Origin of the sequence: Frankia tisae (assembly GCF_025403405.1) — a bacterium.
Taxonomy (GTDB): domain Bacteria; phylum Actinomycetota; class Actinomycetes; order Frankiales; family Frankiaceae; genus Frankia; species Frankia tisai.
Genome location: NZ_JANEZT010000334.1, coordinates 1 through 7473 on the forward strand (window position 1 = coordinate 1; position 7473 = coordinate 7473).

Below are 7473 nucleotides of genomic sequence, written 5' to 3' on the forward strand. Positions count from 1 at the left end.
CGCTTCCCCTGCGACCCCGCCAACCCCGCCGGATGCCGGGTCGGCGGGGCCCGGCGCGTCCGGCTCGCCCGCGACGGGCTGCGCCGGAGCGACACCGGCGGCAACCGGTTCGACCGGGGGCACGTCGACCGGTTCAGGTCGGGAGGAGGCCGCCGCGCTCGCCGCCATCGTCAGATCCTGATCAGCGCGCGGCGCAGGACCGTCGCGGTCGTGAAGATCCGGATGCCCAGCACCACGACGACCGCCGTCGACAGCGCACCACCGAAGCCGATCAGATCGCCGAGCAGGACGAGCAGGACGGCGATCACCACGTTGGAGACGAACGAGACGATGAACTCCCGGTCGTCGAACGTCCCCTCGACGCGCGAACGCGCGGCGCCGAGGGCGGCGTCGACCGCCGCGACGACCGCGACCGGCAGGTAGGGGTCCAGCCAGTCCGGGGCGGTCGGACCCAGCAGCAGTCCGGCCACCACACCCAGCACGAGGGCCAGCAGGGGAATCATGATCCGCTCCGTCGGGCATGACGCAGCACCGGTGGCGGCGCCGCGGGCAGGGTCAGGGTCTCGGCGGCGGACGCCGTCAGGGAGGTCACGGGGGAACCTGGGCGGTGGCGCAGCCGGTCGACCACCGCCGACTGCTCCACCCGCCGCACCAGTCGCCGCGGGTCACCGACGGCCTCGACGTCGTACGGCGCCAGCACCGGGATGAAGTTGATCAGAACGAGGTCCCCCGCGGCCCGGATCGCGCTGAGCGTCGTCAGCCGCACCCCGTTGATCGCGACCGCTTCGGCCCCGGAGATCCACAGCACGTTCACCAGGTCGGCAAGATCGTGATCCTGAATTCGTCCCGGGCCGGCCGCCTCTGGGACGGCCGTCGGGGCGGACTGGTGCGGACGGGGAGTGCCGGACGCCGAGACGCGGGGGTCGGCGGAGCCGGAGCCGCCGGCCAGCCGATCGGTGACCTTGATCCGTACGCCGGGACCAGTCACCGCGGCTGAACCCACCATGGGACCGAGCGACGCGACGTCCGCCGCGGCGCGCGCATGGTCGCGGTCGGCACGGCGACGCTGATCCCTCGTCGCCTCGACCACTGACCGCAGCTGCCCGACCCGGTCCTCGTCGCCGGCCAGGGCGGCGGAACGCTCGCCGACCTGCACACGCAGGGTTGCGGCGAGCCGCGCTCGGTCGTCAGCGGTGACGGCCCCGCGCCGCGCTCCGAGCGCAATCACACCGCCGAGCAGGGCCAGTACCAGGGCCATTACCACCGGTCGCAGCCGTCCTCGCCCCTCCGGCCCCACCCGGCCCACGGACGGGCCCAACTCGGCGGACGGGCCCAACTCGGCGGGCGAGGAGGATTCGGCGGGCGAGGGGGATCGCCGCGGTGGGTCGTCGAGGAGCATGGCGAGCTCCGCCGGCAGGGGCTCCGAGGCTCTGGGGAGCACGGTGGCCCCGAGCAGCTCGCAGCGGCCGGAGGGGCATTTAGCCTCTGGCCATCGCCATCCGGTCCGATCCCGCACATTCGGCATTCTGACCGACCAGCGGCCCGCCACCGCCGACCGCCGCGGTCCCGCGCGTGCCGTGACCGGCCGGGAGACCAGTCGACCACTGGCGCGGAAGCTGCGGTGAGTCGCCAGACGCAGCGAGGCTGCGGGGCCGCGGCTCGGCAGCGGGGCCGTGGCGGTGGCCTCCCTGTCCGCGAGTCCCATTCCGGCCAGATTGCGGCCAGGTCCCGCCCGACCCCAAGCACGGTTTTGAGGCCACAATTTCCTACATCTAACCCTCAAACCTAAACTTCTTCCCGTACCAACCCACCAACCCAGCGGCCCGGCGGCCCGCAATTGCAGGAGGCTGTTCGCCGTTCGCCCACCCGAAACCGCCCTCAACCTCCTGCGATTTCCGACGCAACCGCTTGGGGCCTACCGGACATCAAGATTGCTGGAGCTGGAGCTGGAGCTGGAGTGCTTGGTGCGGGTCGGCGGGACATCATCGGTTCCGAAACCGTGTCTTAAGGGCCAGTTTTCAGGAGGCCTCGACGACCTCGGCCCAGCGGCGCAGCAAACGGTGGGCCTGGCTCAGATCGGCGCCCTCGGCCCACAGGTGGGTGACGGCCTCGCTGGGATCGGGCAGCACGAGCACCCAGGAGCCGTCGGAGCCCACGATGCGCACCCCGTCGGTGGTGTCGATGGTCTGGCCGGCCTCCGGATCGACGGATTCCACGATGCGGCGCATGACCATGCCCTTGGCCGCCCACGGGGTGGGCACCGAGCGGCGCAGGATCGCGATGGACGGGATGCGGGCGTCGATGGCGGACAGCGTCAGCCGGGTCCGCGCGACGAGGGTCAGCAGCTTCACGAAGGCGGCAAGCCCGTCGATGGCGGGGGCGAACTCGCCGACGACGAAGCCGCCCCGGCCGTCGGCGGCGAAGGCGACGCCCTCCTCCCGGGCGACCCGGGTCAGCGCCGCGGCCGACAGGGAGGTCCGCCGCACGGTCAGCCCGTGGAAGTGGGTCACCTGGTCGGCCACCCGGGTGGTGGTGACCGGCAGGGCGACCTCGGCGCCCCGGCTCTCGGCGGCCACGAGGTCGAGGAAGACCAGCAGGGCCCGATCGTCGTCGATGAGGTCGCCCCGCTCGTCGACGATGGCGATGCGCTCGCCGACGTGGTCGAAGCGCACCCCGAAGGCCGCACCGGAGCTGGCGACCAGGGCGCCGAGCCGGTTGGTCGCGAGCAGGTCGTCGGCGGCGCTGTGAGCCGGGATGATCTCGTCGACCCGTCCGTTGACGGTCAGCACGTCGACCCCGAGCCGGCCGAGCAGAGTGGGGAGCACGAGCGAGGCGGAGCCGCCGGACGGATCGACGACGATCTTCAGATCCGCCTCGGCGAGGCCGGTGGTGTCGACCCGGTCCAGCAGGTCCTGGATGTAGAGGTCCAGGGTCCGGGCGGGGAAGCGCAGGTCACCGATCTCGCCGGGGAAGGCGCGGCGGAAGTCCTGGCGGGAGAAGACCCGGTCGAGCTTGCGCTGGGCGGCCGGGGACAGGTCGTCGCCGTCGGCGTCGAGGAAGAGGATGTCGATGCGTTCCGGGTCGCCGGGGGCGGTCCGCACCATGATCCCGCCGGCGGCGTTGGAGGAGCGGACGTCGAACCGGGTGACCGGCATCGGCGACACCTCGAGGTCGCGGATGTTGATGGCCCCGGCGGTCAGCGCGCTGATGACGGCCCGCTTGAGGGCGCGGGCGGCCCGGGACCCGTCGCGCGCCGTGGTGACGGTGGCGCCCTTCTTCAGGGTCGTGGCGTAGGCGCCGGCGATGCGGACGACGAGCTCCGGGGTGATCTCGGCGTTGATCAGGCCGGACACGCCGCGCGGGCCGAACAGGGAGCGCTGCCCGCGGGACTCCCAGATGACCGAGGTGTTGACGACCGCCCCGGCCTCGATCGTCTTGAACGGGTAGACCTTCACGTCGTGGGAGACGAACGCCTCCTCGCGCACGACGCACTCGTCGCCGATGACGGCACCCTCCTCGATCCGGGCCGCCCGCAGCACGTCGGTGCTCTTGCCGATGACGCAGCCGCGCAGGTTGGTCTGCGGACCGATCAGCGCGTTGTCCTGGACGATCGCCCGGTGCAGGAAGGCGCCGCTCTTGACCAGGACGTTGCTGCCGAGCACGGTGAACTCCCGCAGCTCGGCGCCGGCCTCGACCTTGCTGTAGTCGCCGACGACGAGCGGGCCCTTGAGGATGGCCTCGGGGTGCACCTCGGCGTCCTCGCCGACCCACACCCCGGGCGAGACCTCGAAGCCGTCGATCTCGACGTCGACCTGCCGGTTGAGCACGTCGGCCTGGGCACGCAGGAAGCTCGCGATGGTGCCGACGTCCTCCCAGTAGCCGGCCGCGACGTAACCGAACACCGGCGCGCCGGCCTCGACGAGGCGGGGGAAGACGTCACCGGACCAGTCGACGGCCTCGCCGGGTGGCACGTGCGCGAGGACCTCGGGTTCCATCACGTAGATCCCGGTGTTGACCGTGTCGGAGAAGACCTGCCCCCAGGTCGGCTTCTCCAGGAAGCGCTGGATGCGCCCGTCCTCGCCGGTGATGACGATGCCGAACTCCAGCGGGTCGGGCACCGACTTGAGCGCGACGGTGACCAGGGCGCCCTGGCGGCGGTGGAACGCGACAAGGTCGGTGAGGTCGATGTCGGTCAGCGCATCCCCGCTGATGACGAGGAATGCCTCGTCACGCAGGGCGTCCTCGGCGTTCTTCACGCTGCCGGCGGTGCCCAGCGGGGTCGTCTCGGTGGCATACGACAGGTGCATGCCGAGCTCGTCGCCGGAGCCGAAGTAGGTACGGATCATCGACGCCAGGAACTGGACGGTCACGACCGTCTCGTCGAAGCCATGCCGCTTGAGCAGCCGCAGCACGTGCTCCATGATCGGCCGGTTGACGACGGGTAGCAGCGGCTTGGGCAGGTTCGCGGTCAGCGGGCGTAGCCGGGTGCCCTCGCCACCCGCCATGACGACGGCTCTCACCGCTTACCTCCCGCTCTCGCCGGTCCGGGCCCGGTAGCGCCGGGCGAGCTGGCCGGCCTGAACGAAGTACAGCAGTCCGGACCACCAGTACAGGGCAGTACCCCAGATCGCGAACGCCCATCCAAGCGGGCGGGCCGCGGTCGCCAGCCACGAGTCCCCGGCGGCGAGCAGCAGCAGCGGGAAGGCGTAGAGCAGGTTGAACGTGGCCGCCTTGCCCAGGTAGTGCACGGGCAGGGCGACGCCCACGCCGATGCGGCGCAGCAGCGGCGGCAGCGCCAGCAGTGCCACGTCGCGGGCCAGCAACAGGACGGCGAACCAGACCGGCACGATGTCGCGCACGGTCAGCGCGATGATCGTGGAAAGGATGTAGAGCCGGTCGGCGAGCGGGTCCAGCAGCACCCCGAGGCGACTGGTCTGGTTGAGCGCGCGGGCGAGCTTGCCGTCGAGGTAGTCGCTGATCCCGGCGAACGCGAGGATCCCCAGCGCCGCACCGTCCGCCTCCGGCCCGAGTACCAGCCAGAGGAACACCGGCACGCCGAGTAGTCGCAGGGTCGACAGCGCATTGGGGATCGTCCACACCCGGTCCGGCGGCGCCGGCTCGGGCGCCGCGGGCTGCGGGGTGGGCGCGGTCATGCGACGTCCCTCCTCCACCGGCGCTTCGACCGGCGCTTCGACCGGCTCGGCGGCAGGTTGCCGTGTGGTGGGCGGCCGCCCACCACACCCGGCGTGCCCGCGGGTCCCGCCGCAGGCACGGCGCCCCCGGGGAGGCCCGATATGCGCGCGGGCACCCGGTCGGCAGGCCGGACAGGGCAGACGCTAGCGGATGGTCGCCGCCGCCGGGCCGCTGGTCCGCCGGACCGGCGGCATCAACCGGCGGCCCGCCCCGGCCCTGGTCGACCGGGGCTGGCCGCCGCCGGCCCGGCCCGCCGGGCGCCCAGCGCCTCCCAGCGCCGCCCAGCGCCGCCCAGCGCCGTCAGTGGATGCGGCCGACCTTGTAGGTGGAGCTGTAGATGGGACGCAGCGAGACGACGCCACCGGTCTGCGGCGCGGCCCACATGTAGCCGTTCCCGGCGTAGATGCCGACGTGGTAGATGTTGCCCGGGGTGCCGTAGAAAATCAGGTCGCCGGGCTGCTTGCCGGACTGCGGCACCTTGGTGGAAACGTTGTACTGCCCCTGCGCGGTGCGCGGCAGGGACCGGCCGAGCTGCTTGAACACGTACTGGACCAGGCCCGAGCAGTCGAAGGAGTAGGGTCCCTCGGCGCCCCAGACGTACGGCTTGCCCTTGTTCAGCGACGCCAGGTAGACGGCCTTCTCGCCGATGGAACTGCCCGGGATGACCGTGGGGATGGCCTGGTCGATGACCGACCCGGCACCGCCGCCGCCGAACCCGGCGCGCGTCGGGCTGGTGATCGTCACGGTGGCGGCGCCGGCGAGGGAGGGCCGCAGCGCGTTCGACCCGTCGAAGACCGCGGTGATGGTCGTCGTGGACAGCAGCCGGGCGGTGATCTGGGCAGTCCCGCCGGCATCGGTGTGCAGGCGCGTCGAGGTCTGCCACTGCGGCCCGTTCACGACCACGATGCGGACGTCCGCGCCCGACAGCGGGGCGCCGCTGTCGGCCTCGGTGGCGCGCACGGTCAGCACGACGGGGGTGTTCGGTGCGACGGTCGACTTGTCCGCGGTGATGGAGACGTTGGTGAAGACCGGGTCATGGCCGGCGATCGCGGTGGCCAGCGGGGCGAGGGCGCGCGTGCCGGTCAGGTCGCCGACGGCACCGTGGCCGTGGCCCACCGCGAGCGAGGCCTCGTGGATCGGCGAGCCCGCGTCCAGGGAGGCGGCGCCGTCGGCCCCGCCGGGCACCGTCGCGGCGAAGGCGGCCGTCGAGGCGGCGAGAGTCCCGGTCGTGAACGCGGCGATGGTGGCGGCCCGGCGGGGCGGAGCCGTGGTACGGCGGCGGGGCGCAGCGGAGCCTGAGGTGGTGCGGGGCGCCGGCGGGCGCTGGCGACTCCGGACGAACTGTTCCCAGTCCTCCGGCAGCCAGGCCATACCACGACGGGGCAAGGCGTGTCCTTCCCGTGCGCCTACGAGGTGAGCGGCCGGATGCGGGCCAGGGAGCCCGGCGCTGGCCGCGCGGACCGTCTGCTCCACTTCTGGTGACGTCCCGGTTACGGCCGGCCGCCTCCAGGACCATGGGTCCCCCGCGCCTGCCCCGACATACTCGGAGGGGTCGCCGAACCGGGGGCAGGACTAGGCGCATCGGTCCGACGGGTATGACTGTTCGATGCCACGTAACCAGCACTTCAGATTTCGGACACCAGTGGAACGGTCAGAACAGAAGTGCTGTCGATGACCATAATGGACATACCAGCAGGGTCGGCAACCACCCCGAACCCAACGCTCGGACACGCCCCCGGAAAACGCCCGCGCCTCAGCAAAACGTGTACTTGAGCTCACGTTGCGTGATAACATGGGAACGACGACTAGTCGCTACCCGCCTCCCGTGACAGTTCCCGCGCCTGGATCTGACCCGCCGTGTACCACTCCGCGTCTCAGATGACGCTGCGCAGGTGATCCAGCGAGCCACCCCGGGGCGGCCGGAACGGGGTCCCCGCCCGTTCATCGGACCCGGGCAATGGCGTCGTTCCGGGGCCGGACGGCGGTACCCGCCCCCATGTCAGAGGCCGGGCGCACAACACCGCGAGAACATCCCCGCACCCCGACCGGCGGGTCGCCGGAAATGCGGAACGGTCAGCCGACGGATCGACCCGGGGGAATTCCCTGACCCGCGCCGGCGCCCGCCGCGGGGATGGCCGGCGCCGCCGGGACCGCACCGTGGGGGGCCGGCGGGGCGAGCACGCCCGCCACCGGCGGCACGGCACCCACACCCCCGCCCGACGGCACCAAGGTGCCGGTATGCAGCACCGATGGGGGGACCGTCGCTACGGGGGTGGGCAG

5 protein-coding genes and 1 pseudogene are annotated in these 7473 nt (G+C 72.4%); all 6 read right to left on the minus strand.

The window, feature by feature from the left end:
• Window positions 1-170: 170 nt before the first annotated feature.
• Window positions 171-503, minus strand: coding sequence for a small basic family protein (locus NBZ85_RS24530; RefSeq protein WP_261559403.1), 333 nt, complete (start codon window positions 501-503; stop codon window positions 171-173).
• Entirely contained in the window at window positions 500-1399 is a 900-nt protein-coding gene (locus NBZ85_RS24535; RefSeq protein WP_261559404.1) for a DUF881 domain-containing protein, read from the minus strand. The genes NBZ85_RS24530 and NBZ85_RS24535 overlap by 4 nt, the downstream gene beginning before the upstream one ends.
• 619 nt (window positions 1400-2018) lie before the next feature.
• A complete protein-coding gene (locus NBZ85_RS24540; protein ID WP_261559407.1) occupies window positions 2019-4505 on the minus strand; it encodes a mannose-1-phosphate guanyltransferase in 2487 nt (828 codons plus the stop codon).
• 18 nt (window positions 4506-4523) lie between these two features.
• Complete coding sequence (gene clsA, locus NBZ85_RS24545; protein WP_261559405.1) at window positions 4524-5153, minus strand: cardiolipin synthase ClsA; 630 nt, start codon at window positions 5151-5153, stop codon at window positions 4524-4526.
• Window positions 5154-5493: 340 nt separating this feature from the next.
• Window positions 5494-6579, minus strand: a complete 1086-nt coding sequence (locus tag NBZ85_RS24550) for a C40 family peptidase (RefSeq protein ID WP_261559406.1) — start codon at window positions 6577-6579, stop codon at window positions 5494-5496.
• A gap of 687 nt (window positions 6580-7266) precedes the next feature.
• A pseudogene (locus tag NBZ85_RS24555) lies at window positions 7267-7473 on the minus strand (class F sortase); the annotation flags it as partial.